The organism is Phenylobacterium sp., assembly GCF_020253645.1.
Taxonomy (GTDB): Bacteria; Pseudomonadota; Alphaproteobacteria; order Caulobacterales; family Caulobacteraceae; genus Phenylobacterium.
On record NZ_JADCBG010000195.1, the window covers coordinates 1 to 21,783 of the forward strand.

22 protein-coding genes are annotated in these 21,783 nt (G+C 69.9%); 4 read left to right on the top strand and 18 right to left on the bottom strand.

Annotated features, from left to right (window positions below; all coding sequences use genetic code 11):
* The 3 genes from INE98_RS12815 to INE98_RS12825 all read right to left on the bottom strand — a co-directional run.
* Positions 1–279: LLM class flavin-dependent oxidoreductase (locus INE98_RS12815; protein WP_293539336.1), on the bottom strand; the 279-nt coding region annotated here is incomplete at its 3' end.
* Between the two features lie 98 nt (positions 280–377).
* On the bottom strand, positions 378–1,289 hold the full coding sequence (rarD, locus tag INE98_RS12820; protein WP_293539337.1) for an EamA family transporter RarD: 912 nt from the start codon (positions 1,287–1,289) through the stop codon (positions 378–380).
* A gap of 3 nt (positions 1,290–1,292) precedes the next feature.
* On the bottom strand, positions 1,293–2,315 hold the full coding sequence (locus INE98_RS12825; RefSeq protein ID WP_293539338.1) for an aspartate-semialdehyde dehydrogenase: 1,023 nt from the start codon (positions 2,313–2,315) through the stop codon (positions 1,293–1,295).
* Between the two features lie 163 nt (positions 2,316–2,478).
* On the opposite strand from INE98_RS12825, the gene INE98_RS12830 reads away from it, so the two are divergent.
* A complete protein-coding gene (locus INE98_RS12830) occupies positions 2,479–3,132 on the top strand; it encodes a DUF6134 family protein (RefSeq protein ID WP_293515862.1) in 654 nt (217 codons plus the stop codon).
* A gap of 4 nt (positions 3,133–3,136) precedes the next feature.
* Here the strand turns inward: INE98_RS12830 and leuB are convergent, their stop codons facing one another.
* The 11 genes from leuB to INE98_RS12880 all read right to left on the bottom strand — a co-directional run bounded on the left by leuB (position 3,137) and on the right by INE98_RS12880 (position 16,239).
* The gene (gene leuB / locus INE98_RS12835) at positions 3,137–4,189 is read right to left on the bottom strand and encodes a 3-isopropylmalate dehydrogenase (protein ID WP_293539340.1); all 1,053 of its coding nucleotides are present in this window, start codon (positions 4,187–4,189) and stop codon (positions 3,137–3,139) included.
* Between the two features lie 431 nt (positions 4,190–4,620).
* Positions 4,621–4,968, bottom strand: a complete 348-nt coding sequence (locus INE98_RS14590; RefSeq protein ID WP_367120198.1) for a GFA family protein — start codon at positions 4,966–4,968, stop codon at positions 4,621–4,623.
* Positions 4,969–5,026: 58 nt separating this feature from the next.
* Positions 5,027–5,554 carry a pantetheine-phosphate adenylyltransferase gene (gene coaD / locus INE98_RS12840; RefSeq protein ID WP_293523490.1) on the bottom strand — a complete coding sequence of 176 codons (528 nt, stop codon included), beginning with the start codon at positions 5,552–5,554 and terminating at the stop codon, positions 5,027–5,029.
* A 226-nt stretch (positions 5,555–5,780) separates the two neighbouring features.
* A complete protein-coding gene (gene leuD, locus INE98_RS12845) occupies positions 5,781–6,392 on the bottom strand; it encodes a 3-isopropylmalate dehydratase small subunit (protein WP_293539342.1) in 612 nt (203 codons plus the stop codon).
* Positions 6,389–7,183: a VOC family protein gene (locus INE98_RS12850; RefSeq protein ID WP_293539344.1), complete on the bottom strand. Its 795-nt coding sequence runs from the start codon at positions 7,181–7,183 to the stop codon at positions 6,389–6,391. The genes leuD and INE98_RS12850 overlap by 4 nt, the downstream gene beginning before the upstream one ends.
* Complete coding sequence (gene leuC, locus INE98_RS12855) at positions 7,180–8,592, bottom strand: 3-isopropylmalate dehydratase large subunit (protein ID WP_293539346.1); 1,413 nt, start codon at positions 8,590–8,592, stop codon at positions 7,180–7,182. Before leuC ends, INE98_RS12850 begins: the two co-directional genes overlap by 4 nt.
* A gap of 59 nt (positions 8,593–8,651) precedes the next feature.
* Entirely contained in the window at positions 8,652–9,992 is a 1,341-nt protein-coding gene (locus INE98_RS12860) for a nucleotide sugar dehydrogenase (RefSeq protein WP_293539348.1), read from the bottom strand.
* Between the two features lie 21 nt (positions 9,993–10,013).
* Entirely contained in the window at positions 10,014–10,502 is a 489-nt protein-coding gene (locus tag INE98_RS12865) for a universal stress protein (protein WP_293539350.1), read from the bottom strand.
* Between the two features lie 40 nt (positions 10,503–10,542).
* The gene (gene trpS / locus INE98_RS12870) at positions 10,543–11,577 is read right to left on the bottom strand and encodes a tryptophan--tRNA ligase (protein WP_293539352.1); all 1,035 of its coding nucleotides are present in this window, start codon (positions 11,575–11,577) and stop codon (positions 10,543–10,545) included.
* Positions 11,578–11,694: 117 nt separating this feature from the next.
* Positions 11,695–13,362 carry a murein biosynthesis integral membrane protein MurJ gene (murJ, locus tag INE98_RS12875; RefSeq protein ID WP_293539353.1) on the bottom strand — a complete coding sequence of 556 codons (1,668 nt, stop codon included), beginning with the start codon at positions 13,360–13,362 and terminating at the stop codon, positions 11,695–11,697.
* Positions 13,363–13,407: 45 nt separating this feature from the next.
* Positions 13,408–16,239, bottom strand: coding sequence for a [protein-PII] uridylyltransferase (locus INE98_RS12880; RefSeq protein WP_293539355.1), 2,832 nt, complete (start codon positions 16,237–16,239; stop codon positions 13,408–13,410).
* Positions 16,240–16,330: 91 nt separating this feature from the next.
* Here INE98_RS12880 and INE98_RS12885 point away from each other — a divergent pair, with 91 nt between their 5' ends.
* Genes INE98_RS12885 through INE98_RS12895 form a run of 3 tightly spaced genes read left to right on the top strand, consistent with a single transcriptional unit; the run spans position 16,331 to position 19,041 of the window.
* Positions 16,331–17,275, top strand: coding sequence for an ABC transporter ATP-binding protein (locus tag INE98_RS12885; protein ID WP_293539357.1), 945 nt, complete (start codon positions 16,331–16,333; stop codon positions 17,273–17,275).
* A complete protein-coding gene (locus INE98_RS12890; protein WP_293539359.1) occupies positions 17,272–18,579 on the top strand; it encodes an ABC transporter permease in 1,308 nt (435 codons plus the stop codon). The genes INE98_RS12885 and INE98_RS12890 overlap by 4 nt, the downstream gene beginning before the upstream one ends.
* A gap of 21 nt (positions 18,580–18,600) precedes the next feature.
* A complete protein-coding gene (locus tag INE98_RS12895) occupies positions 18,601–19,041 on the top strand; it encodes a hypothetical protein (RefSeq protein ID WP_293539360.1) in 441 nt (146 codons plus the stop codon).
* Here the strand turns inward: INE98_RS12895 and INE98_RS12900 are convergent.
* The 4 genes from INE98_RS12900 to INE98_RS12915 form a co-directional block, all read right to left on the bottom strand.
* Positions 19,028–19,921, bottom strand: a complete 894-nt coding sequence (locus INE98_RS12900) for a phytanoyl-CoA dioxygenase family protein (RefSeq protein WP_293539362.1) — start codon at positions 19,919–19,921, stop codon at positions 19,028–19,030. The two genes, INE98_RS12895 and INE98_RS12900, sit on opposite strands and share 14 nt — an antisense overlap.
* Before the next feature lie 13 nt (positions 19,922–19,934).
* On the bottom strand, positions 19,935–20,534 hold the full coding sequence (locus INE98_RS12905) for a DUF4893 domain-containing protein (RefSeq protein WP_293539363.1): 600 nt from the start codon (positions 20,532–20,534) through the stop codon (positions 19,935–19,937).
* 349 nt (positions 20,535–20,883) lie between these two features.
* Entirely contained in the window at positions 20,884–21,069 is a 186-nt protein-coding gene (locus tag INE98_RS12910; protein WP_293539364.1) for a hypothetical protein, read from the bottom strand.
* Entirely contained in the window at positions 21,069–21,545 is a 477-nt protein-coding gene (locus tag INE98_RS12915) for a TerB family tellurite resistance protein (RefSeq protein WP_293539366.1), read from the bottom strand. The genes INE98_RS12910 and INE98_RS12915 overlap by 1 nt, the downstream gene beginning before the upstream one ends.
* Positions 21,546–21,783: the final 238 nt, after the last annotated feature.

Below are 21,783 nucleotides of genomic sequence, written 5' to 3' on the forward strand. Positions count from 1 at the left end.
CATGCGCTGGGCGACGTTGAAGGGGTGGTGGTAGGGCAGGGAGATCACCCCCGTCCCCAGCCGGATCCGGCCGGTATGCTCGCCGACGGCGGCGAGGAAGAGCTCGGGCGAGGCGATCATCTCCCAGCCGGTGGAATGGTGTTCACCGACCCAGAACTCGTCAAAGCCCAGCTCCTCAAGGCGTACGGCGAACTTGATGTCGTTCCGGAACTGGAGCCTGGGATGCTCGCCGATCGGATGATGGGGCGCCAGGAATGCGCCGAACTTCGTGCGAGCCATGGGTTTCCTCCGGAACTGCCGTATCCGCGCCGCCGCCCTTCGGGCCAACGGTCGTTCCGGACACCGATAGCCGCAGGCGCGGAATACGCAAGCGCCCGTCAGGCGGAGAGGTTCCGGGTCCGCCGCCAGAGGCCAAACATGTAGGTCGCCGCCCCCGCCCAGATGAAGGCGAAGGACACGCCCCTGAGGGCGGTGAAGGGCTCGCCCTGGGCCAGGCCGATGCTGAAGCCGATGGTCGGGCCGATGAACTGCAGGAAGCCCATGGCCGACAGGGGCATGCGCAGGGCGGCCCAGGCGAACAGGACCAGGGGTATGGCGGTGATCGGCCCCGCCGCCAGCAGCCAGGCGGCGGCCGCAGGAGAATCGTCCATATGCCCCTGCCCGGTCAGGGTCAGGTGCGCCATCCAGAGGGCGCCGGGGATCGCCAGGAAGAGGCACTCGACGAAGAGACCGGTCTGGGCGTCGGCCTGCACCTGCTTGCGGACGATCCCATAGGCGCCGAAGGTCAGGGCCAGGACCACCGCCATCCAGGGAAAATGCCCCAGGGCCAGACCCTGGAGGGCCACGCCGACGCCGGCCAGGACGATGGCGCCGAGCCCCAGGGCGTCGAACCGCTCGCGGAAGATCAGGGCGCCCGCCGCCATGTTCAGAAGAGGCGTCAGATAGTAGCCGAGGCTGCTTTCCAGCACCCGGCCGGCGTTGACGCCCCAGACATAGAGGGCCCAGTTGGCTCCGATCAGGAGGGCGGACAGGGCGAGCATGCCCAGCCTCCGGGGAGACCGCAGGACCGCCGCCACCTGGGCGCCTTGGCGGGCCAGGACCACGAAGACCCAGGCGGCCAGGGTTCCCCAGACCGCCCGGTGGGCGAGAATCTCCCAGGACTCCGCACCGAGACGGCCCATGGCCTGGAAGAAGAGGGGCGCGAAACCCCAGATCAGGTAGCAGAGAACCCCCGCGCCCAGGGCGGCGCGGGAGGCGGCCTCATCTGACGGTGCGGCCCCCCCGGCCACCCGTCAGCGGTCGCCGATCAGACCGCGCTCGTCGAGGAGCTGGGCGATCTGTACGGCGTTGAGGGCGGCGCCCTTCCGCAGGTTGTCGGCCACGACCCACATGTTGAGGCCATGCTCCACGGTCGGGTCCCGGCGGATGCGGCTGACGAAGACCGGGAATTCGCCCTGGGCCTCCTTGGGGGTGATGTAGCCCTTGTCATTCCGCTGATCGATGACGATCAGGCCGGGGCTGTTGCGCAACAGGTCGCGGGCCTCGTCCTCATCCAGGGGCTCGTGGAACTCGATGTTCACCGACTCCGAGTGGCCGACCATGACCGGCACCCGCACGCAGGTGACGGTGAGGGCGATCTCGGGATCGATCATCTTGTGGGTCTCGTTCCACATCTTGGCCTCCTCATCGGTGTAGCCGTCGTCGTTGAAGGCGCCGATGAAGGGGATGACGTTGAAGGCGATCTGCTTGGGGAACTTCTTGGGCTCCGAGGGGCCGAGGACGAAGATGCCCTTGGTCTGATCCCAGAGCTCGTCCATGCCCTCCTTGCCCGCGCCGGAGACCGACTGGTAGGTCGAGACCACCACCCGCTTGATCCGGGCCCGGTCGTGCAGGGGCTTCAGCGCCACCACCAGCTGGGCGGTGGAGCAGTTCGGGTTGGCGATGATGTTCTTGCGGTCCGCCCACTCGACGTCATCGGGGTTCACCTCGGGCACCACCAGGGGCACGTCAGGGTCCATCCGCCAGGCCGAGGAATTGTCGATGACGATGGGGCCAGCGGCGCCGATCTTCGGCGACCATTCCTTGGAGAAGGACCCCGAGACGCTCATCAGCACGAGGTCGACGGTGGAGAAGTCGAACCGCTCGACGTCCTGGCATTTCAGGATCCGGTCGCCGAAGGAGACCTCGACGCCAATGGACTTGCGGCTGGCGATCGCGTGAATCTGATCCACCGGGAACTCGACTTCCTCGAGGATGTTCAGCATTTCGCGGCCCACATTGCCCGTGGCCCCGACGACGGCGACGCGATAGCCCACCTGTGTCTCTCCTTTACAGAACGGACGGTCCCCCTACGCCCCGTGCGCCCCCGGCGCAAGGCGAGGCCCCTTGCTGCATTGCGGAAAATTCACTGGAACCCTATCTCCCGCAGGCTAGACAACCCGTGGGCGTTCCGAACCTTGGCTCTCGAGAGGCCTGAGCATGACCTTGACTGACCCGACCCGACGCGCCCTCCTGACGGCAGGCGCCCTGCTGGCGGTCCCCACTCCCCTCCTCGCCGCGCCGCCGGCCAACCGGCGGCTGGTCTTCTCCGCCGCGAGGAACGGGGTGCGGATCGGCGAGCACCGCATGACCTTTTCCGGCGACGCGGCCTCTCCCACCATCTCGACCGAGGTGGAGATCGCCATAAAGATCGGCTCGGTCACCGTCTACAACTACCGTCACACCGCCCGCGAGATCTGGGAGAACGGGCGGTTCGAGAGCCTGGAGACCGTGACGGACGCCACCGCCGGCGACCGCAAGGTTTCGGCCCGGCGCACCGCCGACGGGGTGCTGATCCGCACCGGCCGCCGGGAGGTCCTGGCCCCGGCGGGGACGGCCCCCCTCACCCACTGGAATTCGAAGGTTCTCACGGGTCGCCTGTTCAACCCGCAGGAGGGCAACCTGGCCCGCATCACGGCCTCTCCGAAGGGCCTGCGCCCCGTGACCCTGGCCGACGGCCGGTCCCTGGAGGTCCAGGTCTGGTCGCTTCGCGGCGAGGCGGAGATCGACAACTGGTACGACCGGAACGGGGTCTGGACGGGCCTGAACGGCCGCCTGGTGGACGGCTCCCGGATCGAGTACCGCCGGATCTGAGGCCTCAGAGGGCGGCGAGCACCGCGTCGCCCATCTGCACGGTGGTCAGGCTTCCGCCCAGGTCCCGGGTGCGGGCCCCAGCGTCGAGGGCGCGGACCACGGCCGCCAGGATGCGGTCGGCGGCCTCGGGGCGCCCGAGGGACCAGCGGAAGGCCATTTCCAGCGACAGGATGGAGGCCAGGGGATTGGCGATCCCCTGCCCGGCGATGTCCGGCGCAGAGCCGTGGATGGGCTCGTAGAGGCCGGGCCGGCCGGCATCGCCCAGGGCCGCCGAGGGCAGCATGCCGAGGGAGCCGGTCAGCTGGGCCGCGGCGTCGGCCAGGATGTCCCCGAACAGGTTGTCGGTGACCAGGACGTCGAACTGGAGCGGGTCGCGGACGATCTGCATGGCGGCGTTGTCGGCCAGGATGTGCTCCAGCCGGACGTCCGGGAACTCGCGGGCGTGGAGGTCGGTGACCACCTGGCGCCAGAGCAGGCCGGAATCCATGACGTTGGACTTCTCGGCCGAGTGCACCAGGTTGCGCCGGCCCCGGGCCAGCTGGAAGGCCACCCTCGCCACACGCTCGATCTCGGCGGTGGTGTAGACCTGGGTGTCGACGGCGCGCCTGCCGCCGCCGGGCAGGTCCTCGATGAAACGGGGCGTCCCGAAGTAGATGCCGCCCGTCAGTTCACGGACGATCATGAGGTCCAGCCCTTCCACCAGGTGGCGCTTGAGGCTGGAGGCGTCGGCCAGGGCCGGGAAGCAGAGGGCGGGCCGGAGGTTGGCGTAGACCTCCATGCCGGCGCGCAGGTTCAGAAGCCCCGCTTCCGGCCGCTTGTCCCGGGGGGCGCCCGCCCACTGTGGGCCGCCGACGGCGCCCATCAGGACGGCGCGAGCGGCCTTGGCGGCGGCCAGGACCTCGTCGGTCAGGGGCGTTCCGTGCGCATCGAAGCTGCAGCCGCCGAACAGGGCCTCGGCGATGGACAGGTCCGGCGCAACCGCCTCGGCGACCCGGCGGGCCTGGGCGGTGACTTCGGGGCCGATGCCGTCGCCCGGCAGGAGGAGGAGGTCGGTCATGGGCAAGCCTCTGCAGATCGGAACAGCGCCATTGCACGTCCACCCCCTCGCGGGCGGGACCGGTCAAAGCAGGCGCTGAGAGGCGTTCTCGTAGGCGAACAGGCGCCGGTCGGAAACCCCGAAATTGGGTCCGTCCGGCGACGGAAGCGAAAGCAGACGAGTTCAAAGTCACAATGGTCGACCCGGTGCTTCTTCGCCACCCACGCCGATATCTAGAATGTCTTCAATCTGCAGCCCCACCTGAGCCGCACACTGACCCTCCGCTTGTTCCGGGCGGAGGGTCATCGGATGTGCGAGACTGCGATCGTTGCGGCGCGAACAGAGCACCGTGAAAGGGGCTTTGTCCGGCTCCTCTGGTCAAGCCGACAGGACCGCTGCGGCTGGGTCGAAGACCTATTGGCCTGCGCGTCTCGAACTGAAAGTGGAAACCTTCAGGGCAACCGACTTCCGTGGACTTTTTGAACGGGGATGGAGTCTAGATCTAGCCCTGCAAGGCAACGCACGTTTATGCCCCAGAGTTTCGGTGCTGTTCGGGGCCGCCTGAAAGGTAAGATACCGCAATCTGAACAGAAATAGTCGGTGGCTTGGCCAGTATGAAACCTGTAGGTGGTAAGCTCGTCGATTGGCGTGAGAAGCTCCAACGCGTCCTCTTCAACCCGGTGGATTAGGGCGCCTCGACGGCGGCAAATCGAACAATCACAAGCCCGCACATGGTCAATCTCTGCTTCGACCCTGAAGCGCACACGGCTGCAGTGGCAGCTTCCGTTATAGACGGTCACTTCCGCCTCGTGTCGTTGGGGTTCAAAACAGTCGCGGCGTGGATGTCGGCCCGCTTGGTCACGTCGAGCGCCGTCTGGCCCGAAACGCCGTCTCGACCGAGGGCATCACGAGCCACCCAATTTCCTCGCCCATCGCATCCAGCTCCTTAGCCGTGCTGGATGACACATGCAGGAACTGCGCATCACAAATGAAGTGGACCATCGGGATTGTGGAATCAATGCGTTCCGCCAACCCGTGAAGATTGAACTCCTCATTGAAATTGGTAGCCTCGCGTAGACCTCTAACTATGTGGGTCGCACCGATTTTCCGCGCATACTTGATGAGGCTTTGATTCGTATACTCACCTACCTCAAGCACCTCCCCGAACAAATTATCAGCGTCCGGCCAGAGCTCTAATACAGACTGTTTGATGAGATCGAGAGACTCTTCAATGCTGAAGGCCCGTTGCTTTCTGACGTTCGTTCCGATGGCGATATGCACTGTATCGAAGGTAGCCATCGCCTTGCGAATAATATCGAGATGCCCACGCGTCACCGGATCAAACGATCCCGCGTAAAGGGCCTTCGTTCTTTCAGCCTTCTGCATGCGCCGCTCCGCTGGCTGGAGGCCGATTAGGTTTAGAGCGAGAGTCCTGCCGTGACAATGACTTGTGGAAGACTGCGACCGTTGCGTCGTTAACTACCAGGCGGGGGAGGGCGACCCCCAAACCGCCGAAGTTAAGCTGAGAGGATCCTGGAAATGGCCTTCATGAGCGGTCGGAACCGCTCGAGGTTCTCGGGCGGCACGCGCACTGAGCCGGCGATGATCAGGGTCATGCCCGTTCAAGCCAGGGATGGGTCAGGGCGCGGCGGGCCTCCCAGGCGTCGATGTCGGGGGCGGCGGTCAGGGTCTCGCCGATGGCGTCCAGGCCGTTCAGCATCTTGGCCTTGCGGGAGGGATCGATCTGGAAGGTGAAGACCTTGCCGGAGGGCGAGGTGACGGTCTGGGCGGCGAGGTCGACGCTGACCATGTGGTTGCCGCCCTGGCACTCGCCCAGCAGGTCCTGGACCTCGTCGGGCTTGAGCACGACCGGCAGGAGGCCGTTCTGGAAGCAGTTGTTGTAGAAGATGTCGGCGAAGGACGAGGCGATGACGCAGGTCACGCCGAAGTCCATCAGAGCCCAGGGAGCGTGCTCGCGGCTGGAGCCGCAGCCGAAGTTGTCGCCGGTCACCAGGACGCCGGCGCCGGCGTATTCCGGCCGGTTGAGCACGAAGTCCGGGCGCGGCTTGCCGGCGTCGTCGAAGCGCAGGTCGTAGAAGAGTCCGCGGGACAGGCCCTCGCGCTCCACGGTCTTGAGGAACTGCTTGGGGATGATCTGGTCGGTGTCGATATTGGCCAGGGGCAGGGGCGCGGCCCGGGCGTCGAGGCGGGTGAAGGGCTTCATGGTTCGGCTCCGGCCGTTCCGGCGTTCTGCTGCAGCACCACGGTGGGCGTGAAGGGCACGCCCTCGCGGAGGGTGAAGATGCGGGTCCCGGGCTTACGGCCGTCACGGACCTCGGAGACATTGAAGCCGAGGCCGGAAAGCCGGCCCTGGACGGCGTCGGCGTCGGCGGCGCCCCAGGCCAGGCCGTTGAAGATGTCGGGACGTTCCGCGGTCTCGGCCTCGCCCAGCCGCAGGACGACCTCCATGACGAGGCCGCCGCAGGCGAAGAACATCTGGCGGGCGCCCCAGGCGGGATTGGACCGGTCAAGCCGCAGGTCGAGGCCGAGGCGCGCGCCCCAGAGGGCCAGGGCCCGGTCCCCCGAGCGGGCGTTAATGACCACATGGTCGAGGGCGCCGACGGCGCCGGCCGCCGGGACCGCCGTCCGGGATGCGGCGGGACCGTCGCCGGCGACCAGGGCCAGAGCGATTCCGCCGGCGGCCCCGGGGTCGAGGCGGACCATGCGCCGATCGCCGAAGGTCGTCTCCTCGCCCAGGGCGGGGAGGCCCCGGCGCCCAGCCAGGCGCACGGCGGCGTCCAGGTCGGCGACCTTCAGGACCAGGAGTTCGCCGGGGTCATCCTCCCGGCGCGCGCGCAGGCACAGGGCGGTGTTGGCCAGGACGAAGAGGCTGGCGGCGGCCCCGTCGAGGAGCCCCTCCCAGGCGGGCTCCAGGCCCAGGAAGACGCCGTAGCGGGCGGCGGCGTCCTCCACGTCGTCGACGGGCAGGACCACATGGTCGAGGCCGAGGATCACCGCAGGTAGTCCCGGACGTCGGCGATGTGGCCGGCGAGGGCGGCGGCGGCGGCCATGGCCGGGCTCATCAGGTGGGTGCGCCCGCCCCGGCCCTGCCGGCCCTCGAAATTGCGGTTGGAGGTGGAGGCGCAGCGCTCGCCCGGGGCCAGGCGGTCGGGGTTCATGCCCAGGCACATGGAACAGCCGGGCTCGCGCCAGTCGAAGCCGGCGGCGCGGAAGACCTCGTCCAGGCCCTCTTCCTCGGCCTGGGCCTTCACGAGTCCCGAGCCCGGGACCACCATGGCCCGCACGCCCGGCGCCACCGTGCGGCCGCGCACGATGTCGGCGGCGACCCGCAGGTCCTCGATCCGGCTGTTGGTGCAGGAGCCGATGAAGACCACGTCGACCTTGGCGGAAGCGATGGGCTGGCCGGCCTCCAGGCCCATGTATTCCAGGGCGCGGGCGACTGAGGCCCGCTTGTCGGGGCTGGCGAAGGCCTCGGGCGAGGGGGCGGCGCCGGTGACAGGGACCACGTCCTCGGGGCTGGTGCCCCAGGTGACGAGGGGGGCGATGGCCGAGGCGTCGATCCGGACCTCCCGGTCGAAGACGGCGTCCGGGTCGGAGAAGAGGGTCTTCCAGCTGGCCAGGGCGATGTCCCAGGCGCCGCCCTTGGGCGCGGCGGGGCGACCGCGGAGATAGTCGAAGGTGGTCTCGTCAGGCGCCACCAGGCCGGCCCGGGCGCCGCCCTCGATGGTCAGGTTGCAGAGGGTCATTCGGCCCTCCATCGAAAGCGCGCGGACGGCGTCGCCCGCATACTCGATGACGTAGCCCGTTCCGCCCGCCGTGCCGATCTCGCCGATCACGGCGAGGGCGAAGTCCTTGGCGCCGACGCCGGGGGCGGGGGTTCCCTCGATCACCACCCGCAGGTTCTTCGCCTTCTTCTGGCGCAGGGTCTGGGTGGCGAGGACGTGCTCCACCTCGGAGGTGCCGATGCCATGGGCCAGGGCCCCGAAGGCGCCATGGGTGGAGGTGTGGGAATCGCCGCAGACGATGGTCATGCCCGGCTGGGTGCGGCCCTGCTCAGGGCCGACCACGTGGACGATGCCGTTGCGGATGTCGCCCATGGGGAAGAACTCGATCCCGTGGTCGGCGACGTTGCGCTCGAGGGTGGCGAGCTGGAGGCGGGCCTCCTCGTCGGCGACGGCGGCCACGCCCAGGCCCTGGCCCTCGGTGGGGATGTTGTGGTCGGCCACGGCCAGGGTGCGGTCCGGCCGCCGGACCTTGCGCCGGTTGGCGCGCAGGCCCGCGAAGGCCTGAGGCGTCGTCACCTCGTGGATCAGGTGCAGGTCGATGTAGAGGATGGACTCGCCCTCCTGCTCGGAGACGAGGTGCGCATCCCAGATCTTGTCGTAGAGGGTCTTGCCGGCCATGGCGCGCATCTAGGGGGCGAGGGGCGGCCCTGTCCAGCGCCGGACGCGCGGGGCGGGCCTCAGGCCTTGACCACCCGATCGCCGGGAAGGCCGCGCCGGGCCATGGCGTTTCGGGTGTCGACCACCAGCCGGGCGGCGCGGGAGAGGAGGGCGTAGTCCACGGCGTCGTGGTCGGTGGCGATGAGCACGGCGTCGTAGGCGGCCAGGGCCTCTGCGGTCAGATCGACGGAGCGGCGGCCCGCCAGCCCCGGATGCTCCCGGGTCGGCGGGATCTGCGCGATCAGAGGGTCGTGGAAGTCGCAGGTGGCGCCGCGGGCCTCGATGGCCTCGATCAGCACCAGGGAGGGCGACTCCCGGGTGTCGTCGACATTCTTCTTGTAGGCGGCGCCGATCAGCAGGATTCGGGCGCCGTTCAGGGCCCGGGCCGAATGGTCGCTGAGGGCGCGGGCCAGCCGGTCGACCACCAGGCCGGGCATGGCGGTGTTGATCTGGCCGGCCAGCTCGATGAAGCGGGTCTCCATGCCGAACTCCCGGGCCCGCCAGGTCAGGTAGAAGGGGTCCACCGGGATGCAGTGTCCGCCCAGGCCCGGTCCGGGGTAGAAGGGCATGTAGCCGAAAGGCTTGGTGGCGGCGGCGTCGATCACCTCCCAGACGTCGATGCCCATGGCGTCGTAGACCAGCTTCAGCTCGTTCACGAGGGCGATGTTCACCGAGCGGAAGATGTTCTCGGTCAGCTTGGCGGCCTCGGCGGCGGCGGCGCTGGAGACCGGGACGACCCGGGTGATCATGGCCTCGTAGAGGGCGACGGCGACATCGCGGGAGGCCGGGTCGTCCGCCCCGACCACCTTGGGAATGGTGCGGGTGCCATAGTGGGCGTTGCCCGGGTCCTCGCGCTCGGGCGAGAAGGCGAGGAAGACCTCCCGCCCCACCTTCAGGCCGCCGGCCTCGAGCAGGGGCTGGACCACCTCGGCGGTGGTGCCGGGCCAGGTGGTGGACTCCAGCACGACCAGCTGGCCGGGCCGGAGAACGGCGGCGGCGGAGGCGGCGCTGGCCCGCACATAGGACAGGTCCGGGTCGCGGTTGCGGGTCACGGGCGTCGGGACGCACAGGATGACGGCGTCGGCCTCGGCAAGGCGGGCGAAGTCGGTGGTGGCGTCGAGGCGTCCGGTGTCCAGGGCGCTGCGCACGGCCTCGGGCGGCAGGTAGTTGATCACCTGCCGGCCGGCCAGGATGGCCTCCACCCGGGCGGGATTGATGTCGAAACCGAGGACCGGGAAGCCGGCCTCCACGGCGGCCAGGGCGAGCGGCAGGCCGACATAGCCCAGTCCGATCACCCCGACGACGGCGCGGCGGGACCGGATGCGCTCCATCAGGGCGGCGCCGTGTGCGGTCTCGGTCATGGGCGGGCGTCCCCGGAAGACTCAGGCGAGGTCATCGATCTCGGCCTCGGAAAGGTCGCCCGGCACGACGGTGACGGGAAGGTTGCGGCCGCCCCAGCGAACGCCCTCCCGGGCGATCGAAGTGACCAGGGGGCCGGGGCCGCGGCCGCCGGTCGCCGCCGCGAGCACCAGGATCTTGATGTCACGGTCGGCGCTGATCACCCGGCGGAGGGCGTCCCGGGTGTCATCGGCGCGGACGAAGAGCAGCTCGGGCTGACTGCCGGTCTCCGTGAGGACGAGGGGCTCGAAGGCCTCCATCTCCTGCGCCGCCTCGGCCCGGGCCTGGCGCTCGATTTCCTCGCGCACGCCCGACCAGTGCTCGAAGACCGCCGGGGTGATGACCCGCAGTATGGCCACCTTGCCCCCGGTCGATCGGGCGCGGCGGCAGGCGAAGCGCAGGGCGGCGGCGAATTCGGCGCTGCCGTCGGCGATCACCAGGAACTTGCGCGGAGGCGCCGATCTCGAGGTCATGGCGCGAGCGTGGCCCGTCGCCGGCGCGGAGACAAGGCCCTCACCCCGCCCAGTAGCCGACCGCGGCCTTGACCTCGGCCAGGACGGGGGCGCCGACCTCGCGGGCGCGCTCGGCGCCGGCGGCCAGGATGCGGTCGATTTCTGAGGGATCTGCGAGAAAGTCGCGCATGGCCTCGCCCACCGGGCCCAGCTTCGCCACCGCCAGGTCCGCGAGGCGCGGCTTGAAGGCCCCGAAGCCCAGGCCCGCGAACTCGGCCAGCACATCGGCGGAGGTCCGGCCCTCCAGGGCGGCGTAAATGGCCACCAGGTTCTGGGCTTCGGGCCGGCCGGCAAGTTCCTCCGGCGTGTCCGGCAGGGGATCGGGATCGGTGCGCGCCTTGCGGATCTTCTGGGCGATGGCGTCGGCGTCGTCGGTGAGGTTGATGCGCGAATAGTCCGAGGGGTCGGACTTGGACATCTTGGCCGAACCGTCGCGCAGGGACATGACCCGCGCGCCGGGCCCCTCCACCACCGCCTCGGGCAGGGGGAAGAAGCCGGGGACGCCGAAGTCGTGGTTGAACTTGGCGGCGATGTCGCGGGTCAGCTCCAGGTGCTGGCGCTGGTCCTCGCCGACCGGCACGTGGGTGGCCCGGTAGAGCAGGATGTCGGCGGCCTGGAGCACCGGGTAGGTGTAGAGACCGACGCTCTCGCGCTCCTTGTGCTTGCCCGCCTTGTCCTTGAACTGGGTCATGCGGTCGAGCCAGCCGAGGCGGGCGACGCAGTTGAACACCCAGGCCAGCTCGGCGTGGGCCGGCACGGCGGACTGCGGGAAGATGGTGGCGACCTTGGGGTCGAGGCCCGAGGCCAGGTAGGCGGCGGCGATCTCCCGCACCTGGTCCTTCAGCCGCTTCGGATCCTGCCACTGGGTGATGGCGTGCAGGTCGGCGACGAAGATGAAGGTCTCCATCTCGTGCTGCAGCCGGGTGAACTTCACCAGGGCGCCAAGATAGTTGCCCAGGTGCAGGGCGCCGGTGGGCTGGACGCCGGACAGGACCCGGGTCGGGCCGGCATAGGCGGGGGGAGGGGTGTCGGTCATGGAGGCGCAGGGCTCCGGAAGGAAGGCGTACGAGGGGGCGGCGAGCTCAGCCGCGGCACCATCGCAGGTTGGGTTCGGACTTCCGGAACATGGGGGGCGAATAGCGCCGAACCGGCCTCAGGACAAGTCCGCCTCGGGGGTCGCGGTCTGGCCGGCCGGGCGGCGGAGGGCCGCGCGGACATCCTCGCGGGTCAGGCCGCCGAACGCCACCAGCAGGCCGACATAGACCGCGGCCCCCACGAGGCAGACGGCCAGGACGGTGAGTTCCTTGGCGCCCAGTCCGAGGAAGGACAGGCCCGCCAGGGGGGACTCCAGAACTGGCCTGTAGTGGGAGGCCAGGGCCAGGAGCAGGCCCAGGAGAAGGCTGGCGGCGACGATCCGCGCGATCCGGCCCCAGGCCGCGCCGGAGGGCGCGTAGGCCTTCCGGCGGTGCAGGGTGAAGGCCATCTGGGCCACAGTGATCCAGGTGGCGATACTGGTGGCGGCGGCGAGGCCGGTGAAGCCGATAGTGTGGAAGAGGGCCACCCCGAGGGCGATGTTCACCGCCACGGACACCAGGGAGAAGATCATGGGGGTCCGGGTGTCCTGGCGGGCGAAGAAGGCGGGCTGGAGGATCTTGACCAGGACGAAGGCCGGCAGGCCCCAGCCGTACTGAAGGAGGATCAGGCCGGCGGCCCGGGCGTCCTCAGCCAGGAACTGTCCGCGGGTGAAGAGGCCGTCCACCAGGTAGACCGGCATGGCGACGAGGGCGGCGGCGGCGGGCAGGCACAAGGCGAGGCCGAAGACCAGGGCCTGGTCCATGACCGCCTGGCCTTCGGGCCGGTCGTCCTGAGCGAAGGCGCGGGACAGCTGGGGCAGGAGGGCGACGCCGATGGCGGTGCCGACCAGGGACAGGGGCAGCTGGTAAAACCGGTCGGCGACGCTCATCCAGACCCGCAGCCCCGCCACGTGAGAGGCGAGCATGGTGGAGATGAAGATGTTCACCTGCACGGCGCTGGAGGCCACGGCGCCGGGGATGGTCAGGCGGATCAGCCTGCGGACCTCCGGGGTGAGCTGCGGCAGGACGAACCGGATGCGGGCGCCGGCCCGCCGGACCCCCCAGGCGCACAGGCCCGCCTGGGCGATGCCGGAGACGATGGTCGCCCAGGAGGCGGCGTAGGCCGCCTGCACCGGGTCGGTCTGGGGCAGGACCGCCGCCAGCACGCCGATGTTGAGGACGACGGGATAGACGCCATAGATGATGAAGCGGCCCCTGGCGGTGAGGACGCCGGCGAGCAGGGCGGCGATCACCATGCAGGGCAGGTAGGGCATGGTGATCTGGGTCAGGATCACGGCCAGCCGGAACTTGTCCGGGTCGTCGATATAGCCCGGCGAATAGACCAGCATGATCCAGGGCATGGCCAGCTGGGCCAGGATGGTCAGGACCACGGTGGCCGCGGCCATGACCGCCAGGGCGTCGGAAGCCAGCCGGTCGGCCTCGGGCGCGCCGTCCGCCGAGAGCTTGCGGGAGTAGGCTGGCACGAAGGCGGCGGCAAAGGCGCCCTCGGCGAAGACCCGCCGGAACAGGTTGGAGAAGGCCTGGGCGGTGAAGAAGGCGTCGGCCGCGATGGTCTGGCTGGCGCCCATCCGCGCCGTGATCACAAGGTCCCGGGCCAGGCCGAGGAAGCGGCTCAGGAGGGTCAGGCCGGAATAGACCATGGAGGCGCGGATCAGCCCGCCCCCGGCCTTCGGCCCGGCGGACGGCGGCTCACCCTGCGGGGGCGACGGGACGGATGCGGCGCTCACCGCGCCTGAATGCGCCCCACGGCCGCGGCTGGTCAAGCGGGGGGATCAGCGGGCGATACTGGCCCGGGCCTTCTGAAGGTGCGCGCGGCTGCGGGAGTTGGGCTGGGCGTCGACGGCCTCCAGGGCGGCGAGGAGGTCCAACCGCAGGCGGGCGACCCGCCCGGGGTCCTCAAGCTTTCGGCCCTGGTCGTCGACGACATAGAAGGCGTCGACCGCCCTTTCGCCGTAGCCGTCGATGTGGGCCGAGACGATGGACAGGCCGGCGTCGGCGATCACCTCGGCCAGGGCGGACAAGAGGCCCGGCCGGTCGCGGCCGGTGGCCTCGATGACGGTCGCCGCCTCGGAGGCGTCGTTGTCGAGGACGACGGTGGGGGTGATGGCGAAGGCCGCGGCCCGGCCCAGCTCCGCCGGGGGGCGGCCATCGCGCTTGAGGGGCTCGCCCCGGCCCGCGGACTCCAGGAGGGACAAGAGCCGGTCCAGGGCCCGGGGATTATCGGCGCCAAAAGCCGCCCCCGAGGCGTCCTGCACGAAGAAGACGTCGAGGGCCTCGCCCCGGCGGGAGGTGTGCACCCGGGCGCCCATGACGTTGGCGCCGGCCAGGTTGAGGGCGGCGGCCAGGTCGGCGAAAAGGCGGGGCCGGTCGGTGGCCGAGACCGAGACCTCGGCGGCGTTCATGTCGGCGCGGATTCGGCAGGCCGTGGCGGCGCCGGAGTCCGCCGCGCGCCGGACAAGGGCGCCGTGGGCGCGGACCTCGTCGTCGGTGAAGGCGGTGAAGTAGGCGTCCTCCATGGACTGGGCCCATCCGGTGAGGGTGGGGCTGGACTCGGCCAGGCGCACGCGGGCGTCGTAGGCGGCGTTCTCGTGATAGCGGCGGATGGCGGCGGCGTCGTCGGATCCGCGGCCGCCCCGGAAGAGGGCCTCGGTCGCGCGGTAGAGCTCGCGAAGCAGCTGGCCCTTCCAGCCGTTCCAGACCCCCGGCCCGACGGCGCGGATGTCGGCCACGGTCAGCACCAGGAGAAGCCGCAGGCGCTCCGGCGTCTCGACGATGCGGGCGAAATCGACCACCGTCCGGGGATCGGAGACATCGCGCTTCTGGGCGTAGTCGCTCATGACGAGGTGGTGTTCGACCAGCCAGGCCACGAGTTCGATCCGCTTTCGCGTCTGGCCCAGCCGCTCGCAGGCCTGGCGGGCGGCCCGGGCGCCGGCCTTCTCCTGCCCGCCGGCGCCGCCCTTGCCGGTATCGTGCAGGAGCATGGCCAGGAACAGGGCCTCCCGGTCGCTGATCAGGGGCATGATGGCGGTGGCGAGGGGGTGGTCCTCGCCATAGCGGCCGCCGGCGATGCCGGCGATGATCCCCACCGCCCGCAGGGTGTGCTCGTCCACCGTGTAGGAGTGGTACATGTTGAACTGCATCTTGGCGACGATGCGTCCCCACTCCGGCAGGTAGCGGCCGAGGACATCGGCCTCGTTCATCAGGGTCAGGGTGCGCTGCGGGTCGCGCCCGCGGGCGAGGATGTCCAGCAGGACCTCCGCCGCCGCCGGGTCCCGGCGCACCCGGGGCCCGATCTCCGCGGCGTGGCGGGAAGCCGCGGTGAAGGCGTCCGGATGCAGGTCCAGGCCTTCCCGGTCGGCGTGCAGGAACAGACGCAGCAGGTTGACGGGGTCGGCCTCGAACACCGCGGGGCCCTCGACGTGCAGACGCCCGCCCTCGGCGTAGAAGCCCGGCGACACCTCGCGACGGCGGGAGCGGCCGCGGCCCGGCAGGAGGCGGGACAGGGCGCCTGGATGCGACTTGACCCTCTCCTCCTCCAGCTTGGCGGTGAAGACCCGGGTCAGGGCGCCCACTTCCTTGGCGATCAGGAAGTAGCGCCGCATGAAGCGCTCCACCGCCGGGGCGTCGCCCCGGTCGCCGTAGCCCATCCGGCGGGCGATGGCGGGCTGGAGGTCGAAGGTCAGACGCTCCTCGGGCCGGCCGGTGGCGAAGTGCATGTGGCAGCGCACCGCCCACAGGAAATCGATGGCGCGGATGAAGCTGGCCACCTCCCGGCGGTCGAACATGTCCAGCTGGATGACGCCGCTGGCCCGGTCGGCGCTGGCCACCGGGTTCAGGTAGCGGGCGATCCAGAACAGGGTGTTGAGGTCGCGCAGGCCGCCCTTGCCCTCCTTGATGTTGGGCTCGACCATGTAGCGGCTGGCGCCGGCGCGCAGGTGCCGCTCGTCCCGCTCCTTCAGCTTGGCGGCCACGAACTGGGCGCCCGTGCCGCGGATCACTTCCTCGCGGAAGCGGCGGATCAGGTCCTTGGCCAGGGCCTCGTCGCCGGTCAGGTGACGAGCCTCCAGGATGGAGGTGCGGATGGTGAAGTCCTCACGCGAGAGCCGCAGACACTCGTCCACCGTGCGCGAGGCGTGGCCGACCTTGAAGCCCAGGTCCCACAGCGCATAGAGCATGAACTCGATGACGCTCTCGGCGTGGGGCGTCTGCTTGTACGGGCGCAGAAACAAGAGATCGAGGTCGGAGAAGGGCGCCAGCGCGCCGCGGCCGTAGCCCCCCACCGCCATCAGCGCCAGGCGCTCGCCCTCGGTGGGATTCCTCGCCCGGAAGACATGGACGGTGGTGAAGTCATAGAGGGCGCAGACGACCTCGTCCGTCACCGCGGAGAGCAGACGCGCGGTCTCCAGACCGCCCGCCCCGTTCTCGAGGCGCTCCTTGGCGATCATCCGTCCACGGAAGAGCGCCTGTCGCAGGATATCCAGGGCGCGACGCCTCTGCTCGGTTTCGTCGCCGATCGCATCAAGCGCGGCTGCGGACAGCCGGGCGCGCAGGCTGACGCCGTCGAGGACATGTTCGATGCGGGTGGGTCGAAGTCGCCGGGACATGGGCGGAGATATACCCTGAATTCGAAGGATGCGTCAGGCTCGACAGCGCGGGGCCCAGGGCGCATGATCTCCGTCCTCGGAGGAGAGTGGCATGGCCGGGCCGTCGGCGCTGGATCTGGACTCGGTGACCCGGCGGTTCGGCGACCGGACCGTTGTCGACAGCCTGAGCTTTTCCGTCGGAAGGGGATCAATCTTCGGCTTCCTGGGCCCGAACGGCGCGGGAAAGACGACAACCCTGAGGATGATCCTGGGACTTGTGGCCCCTTCCTCCGGGCGCATCTCCGTGCTGGGCGCATCGGACGGCCGGAGGGTCCGGGAGCGAATCGGCTTCCTTCCCGAGGAGCGCGGGCTGCATCCGCGCATGACCCCGCTGCAGGCGGCGGCCTTCCTCGGCGCCCTCAAGGGCGTGGCGCCGCGCCTCGCCCGGCGAAAGGCGCGCGACCAGCTGGAGGCGCTGGGGCTCGGCGGTTCGGTCAACACCCAGATCCGGCGCCTTTCCAAGGGCATGGCGCAGCAGGCGGCGCTGGTGTGCGCCCTGGTCCACGACCCCGAACTGATCATCCTCGATGAACCCTTCTCGGGGCTTGATCCCATGCACCAGAACGGACTGGAGCGTCTGATCCGCGCGCGGGCGGAGGCAGGCGCGACCGTGGTCTTCTCCACCCATGTCATGGCCCACGCAGAGCGGCTGTGCGACCGCGTGGTCCTTCTGGCCGGGGGGCGGAAGGTCTTCGATGGAACGGTTCAGGAGGCGCGGAGCCGCGCCCCCGGCCGGCTGATCCTGGAAGGTGATCTCGCGCCCGGGGCCGTCGCCAGCCTGCCGGGGGTCGCCGACGTCGTGGTGTCGGACCTGGCCGGGGGGCGGCGCCTCGAAGTCCGCCTGACCCCCGGAGCGCAGGCGCACCAGGCCCTCTCAGCCGCCTTCCTGGCCGGCCTTCCGGTCCGCCGCTTCGAGTTCCATGAACCCGGACTCCACGAGGCCTTCCTGCTGCTCACGGGGAGCCCGGATAACCTTCCCGAGGTCGCCGGAGCATGAGGCGCCTGCTGATCATCCTGTGGCGGGAATACCTCGCCTACCTGCTGACTCCGGGCTTTCTCGTCACCCTGGTGACCCTGCCCCTTGTCCTCGTGGCCAGCCTCAGCCTGCCGGCCCTCCTGTCCCGCCAGGCCCCCGCCCCGGAGGTGGCCGTCCTGGACCTCACCGGCCTGGGATCCACAGGTCCGGGCGCCTACATCGAAGCCCAGATCCGCGAAGGCCGGACACGCAACCTGCCGCAGGAACGGGCGGCCATCCTGACGGAGACGCCGGCCGGGGTCGCCGGCGCCCGAACCCCCGAAGAGGCGGGTCGGCGTATCCAGGACTTCTACCGCGGAGCCCTTCCCGATGCGTCCCCGCCCGCCGTCCTGGTGCTTTCCGGGACGGCGGAGTCCCTCGACGCCCGGCTCTGGACGCCACGGGCCCGGCTGATCGACCTTTCCGGCGAACTCGAGCGCGCCCTGACCGACTGGTCCCGCCAGACCCGCATGCGCGCGCTCGGCCTGGACGCGGGCGAGATCGACGCCCTGTCCCGCACCGGAGTGGAGATGAGCGCCTATTCGCCGGAATCCCGGACCGGCCGGATCACCCTGACCGACCGACTTCCCCACCTGGCGGCCCTTGGCGTGAGCTACCTGCTGGTCTCGCTGATCCTCGCCGGGGCGGGAATGGTCCTGACCAGCGTGGCCGAGGAGAAGTCGAGCCGGGTCATCGAGGTGCTGGTGACCTCGGCCCACCCGGCGGAGCTCCTGCTCGGGAAGGTGCTGGGGCTCCTTTGCCTGTTCCTGACGGCCCTGGGGGCCCTGACGGGCGCCGGCGTCCTGGCGGCAGGCCAGCTGCCGCCCGGCATCGTCCTGGATGTGATCCGGGCGGTCCTCAGCCAGGGCCTTCTGGGATGGGCGACGCTCTTCCTGGCCTTCGGATTCCTGCTCTACGGGTCGATCTTCGCGGGTCTCGCGGCCTTCTGCGAGACCCCCAGGGAAGCGCAGAGCCTCGCCACGCCCCTCAGCCTGTTCCTGCTGATCCCCCTCTTCCTGGTGATTTCCGCCATCCAGACGCCGGAATCCCCGGTCATCCGGATCGCCGCCCTGTTCCCGCCCTTCACGCCCTTCCTGATGCTTCTCCGGATCGCGGACGGCGCTCCGGCCTGGGAGGTGGCGACAGGACTTGTCCTGATGGCGGCGACCACCGCCGGCGCGGTCTGGATCGGCGTCCAGGCCTACCGGACCGGCGCCCTCACCCAGGGATCCTCAAACCTGTGGACCCTTTTGCGAAGCCGCCTGAAGCTGCGGCTCCGCCCCTGAATTCCCGAGCGAGGCCCCACCATGTCCATTCTGCCGCCGTCGACCAACGCCGGGTATCAGGGCCATCCGGCAGCGCCCCTGTTCCTGCTTCTGGCCGCGATCCTGACCCTCGGGCCCGGCCTGATCCACAGTTTCCTTCCCGATGGCGGCGCCGGGGTGATCGCAGGACTGGACATGGGAGACAGGCGGGATCTCGTCATCTCCGTCTTCCGCTGGCAGGGAGCGACCCAGGTCGCCTTCGGTCTCGCCATCCTGGCCGTCGCCCTGCGCTATCGGAGCCTGACGCCCCTCTTTCTTGTCCTGCTCATGGTGGAGCGGGGGCTCATGGCCCTGCACGGCTGGGTTCTGTCTCCACCCGCGTCCGGTCACCACCCCCCGGAGCATTTCGGCAGCCTTGCGGGGGTGGCGCTGGGCGGAGTCTTCCTCGTCCTTGCGCTGCGGCGCAGGCCTACCGGCCCGTGACATCCCCGTTCAGGGCGGCGAGGTCGGCCGCCGAGCCGAGGGTGGAGCCGCCGCCGCGGCGCCCCAGGGCGTAGGCGGGCGGAACGACCTCCGGGTCCAGGCCCGGGGCGGAGGGCGGCGAGAAATAGCCCAGCGCATAGGACCCCATCGCATAGCCCAGGAGATCCTGGAGCTCCGGATCAAAGGTCCGGGCGATCTCGGGCGGACAGGCCAGGTACTGGTTCTCCTCCTGCCGCAGCCACCCGAGGGCGTAGGTGATGTTGAGCCCGACACGGTCGCCCTCAGAAACATTCGCCCCGCCGCCATGGACCACGCTGCCCGTGTAGACGAGGACGGAGCCTTGCTCCATCACGGCCTGGGTGACTTCCGAGGGGTCTGCGCGCCGGTCGTCGGACCAGGTCGTCGACCCCGGAACGACCTGGGTTGCGCCATTGTCCCGGGTGAAGTCGGTCAGGGCCCATATGGTGTTGAGCTGAGGCTCCACCCCCTTCAGGTGGGTTCCCCAGGCCCAACGGTCCTTGTGCAGGCTCTGGGCCTTCTCGCCGGGCATGATGCGGATCACCTGGCCGAGATGAAGCTGATACCGCTCGCAGGACGGCAGGAGCAACCTGTCGCACTGGGCCAGCACCCCCGGGTTCCGGATCAGCTCCCGGCAGAGGGGAGAGCGCGCAGCCAGGGCCCCTGTGCGGGTGGTGCGAAAGCCGGTGAACCGGTCGCGACCGGGGGAGGTGGCCTGGACCCAGGGATCGAGCTCGGCGCGGACGGCCTCCGCCTCGGCGCGGCTCAGCACGGCGTCGAGGATCACCGCCCCGTCGGCGAGAAGCTGCTGGTGGACCTGGTCGGGATCAGCGTCGGCGGAAAAGTGGACGAGCTCGGGCAAGGTCGGTCTCCTGTCACCTGCGGGCGGGCGCCGCCCGCTCCAGTTCCATCACGTCGAAGGCGGAGTCGAAGGGCGGCTCCGGGAACTCCAGCCTCAGGCGGTCAGGCCCCGGTCGCACGGCCAGGGCGATCAGGCTCCTCGCTCCTGGCTGGCCATAGGCCCGCCGGGGCTCGTCCCCCAGGGACAGGGCGCCAGCGAAGATCATCCGCGTCTCGCCATCGTCATAGAACCTGCCGCTGACCCTCTGGGATCCTGTCAGCTTGTCCAGCCTCCAGCCCGCGCCGTCATCGACGATGCGGCAGCGGAACCAGCCGTAGACCACCAGCCCCGCCGAGCGGCCAAGCTTGAGAGTCCGGCAGCGCCAAGCCCCCGTCAGGTCCACGTTCCGGACGGGCAGGAGAGCGCCCGAAAGGGCCTGGTCAAGTGCGGCGAGGTCGGCAGGGGCGCCCCTGGCGCGGGACTCGGACAGGGCGGTCCCCCTCAGGATGCCCAGGCGCTCAAGCCGCGACCTGTCCTCGGCGGAGAGAAGTCCGGGCAAGGCGCCGTCGGCGAGGGCCGGCCAGGCGGTCGCCATGACCAGGAGACCAAGGGCGAGGTTCCGGAGAGAGGTCATGGGCGGTCGTCATCCGGACGGGGCGGAAATTGACTTGGATCATGGCGCCGCTTCAGCCTCCGCGCGAGTCTTCTCCGGCGCAGACGCCCCCGGCGCCGCACGGCTCCGGAAGGCCGGCCTGGGGATCATCTGCGGCATGCCGACCCTCTCTCCGAGGCGGTCATACGGGGCCGGCGCCGGAATTGGCGTGAGCTACGGCTCCTGACATCCCCCGTCAGGGCGTAGCGCACGCCCGGTCCGCCTCAACCCCCGAGGCGGGCCGTCCGCATGCGGGAAATCGTTGCGCAAAAAGGGGAGCCTCGCAGTGCGAGGAGCCATGTCGCCGCTGAAGAGACGGCGCTCGGTCTGATCAGACCCTCAGGTCGACCTGACGCTCCGGATCCCGGGGGCGGCGGTCGTAGTCGGTGCGCATGTCCGACTTGGAGGCCGACTCAGCAGGCTTGATCGGCGTCACTGTCTCTGCGCCGGAGACGGGCTGCACAGCCATCGGCTGGACATACATCCAGGCCAGGGCATCAAGAGATTGAACCCTCATCATCGCCTCCTGCGAGGTGCGACCAGATCAAGATCCTGAGGCGACAGGATCAGAATGGCGCAGAACCTCAGTATAGCCTCTCGTTCCTCAGCGTCAAATCCACCATCCGCGGAAGCCACCGAACAGGCCGCCGCCGCCACGGCCCTCGCCGCAGCGGGCTTCTCCCTGAGGCGGCGTATGGAGGACTCGGCGATGGCCTGGGCCATTTCGGGATCGCGATTGAAGTCGGCGATCCGGGCCTCGAAAGCCTCGATCACGTCCTCGACGCCGAAGACGTCGAGAGCCGGCAGGGTGCGCATGCGCTCGATGACCCTGCGCGTCTCTTCCGGGGTCACCCAGCCGTCGGACTGAGCCACGAGGGCGCAGGCGCTGACAAGGGCCTCAAACTGGACAAGGTCGCCGGGGGTCCAGGCATCCTGGAACTCCGCCGGCCCATCTCTCCGTCGGGGGGTCTGACTGATTGCGGACAAACTCACGGGGACGCTCCTCTGATGGATGGGAGCGCCCGACGCCGGACCCGGTTGGCTTGGGGGGGGAAGGGAAGGCCCCGGACCCGGCATCGAGCGCACCCGATGCGGTCCGACATCGCGCTACACTGGAAGCGCCAGAGGGGCCCGGGCCGCCCCCACCAAGTGGGAAGGAGGGCAGGATCACGCAAGGGGAGCCTGACCGAAAAAGCGAACGGAACCTCCGGCCCCGGCCCCGCCGGAACTC